The 922-nt window shown below is 61.5% G+C and carries 1 protein-coding gene; it reads left to right on the top strand.

The genetic code is table 11. The annotated features are described in order from the left end of the window. Positions 1-913: MFS transporter (locus tag AC04SH_RS34860; RefSeq protein ID WP_488578082.1), on the top strand; the 913-nt coding region annotated here is incomplete at its 5' end. Between the last annotated feature and the right edge of the window lie 9 nt (positions 914-922).

Genomic DNA, 922 nt, shown 5'->3' with positions numbered 1-922 from the left:
CATCGTCGCTGCCCGCATCCTAACCGGCGTTGCGTTGGCCGGTGTCTATCCGCCCGCGCTGAAGCTGGTCTCGACCTGGTTCATACGAGGCAGGGGACTGGCGCTCGGCGCCGTCATCGGTGCGTTGACACTGGGTTCGGCGCTGCCGCATCTGTTTCGGGCCCTCACCGGTTCGCTCGACTGGCAATCGGTAATGCTTGCCGCAACCGCCGCGACGCTCATCGGATCCACGATATTCTGGTTCTTCGCTAGCGAAGGGCCATATCCATTCGGCAAGGCGATCTTCGATCCGCGCCAGATAGGCGCAATTTTCGGGGACCGGCCATTGCTGTTGGTCAATATCGGTTATCTCGGCCACATGTGGGAACTCTATGCCATGTGGACATGGTTGCTCACATATGCCCGGTCTGCGCTCGAAGTGCAGGGGCAACCGTCGCCGGCTTTTGCATCACTGCTGACGTTCTGCGCCATAGCGGCGGGTGTCGCCGGCTGCCTGCTTGGCGGCGTGTTGTCTGACCGCTTCGGTCGCAGCCTGACCACGGCAGGAATGATGATTGTGTCTGCTCTCTGCGCGCTGGCTATCGGCTTTGTCTTCCACGGTCCGCTCTGGCTGTTCGTCTTGATCGCCGTCGTCTGGGGCATCTCAGTCATAGGTGATTCCGCCCAGTTCTCCGCGGCGGTGACGGAGCTTGGCGACAGGCGCTTTGTCGGTACAGCGCTCTCCGTCCAACTCGGGCTCGGCTTTGCGCTCACGGTGCTGGTCATCGGATTGATCCCTCACGTGGCGGCCTTGCTTGGCGGCTGGCGTTGGGCATTCCTGCTTTTGGTTCCTGGACCGTTGATCGGTGCCGCGGCGATGCTTGACCTGCGGCGACTACCTGTTTCCATAAGGATGGCCGGCGGAAAAAGGTGAACTTCATCC

This window comes from Mesorhizobium sp. CNPSo 4688, assembly GCF_057784295.1.
Note: the sequence above shows the minus strand (reverse complement) of the source record. Positions and strands in the feature narration are given on the sequence as shown.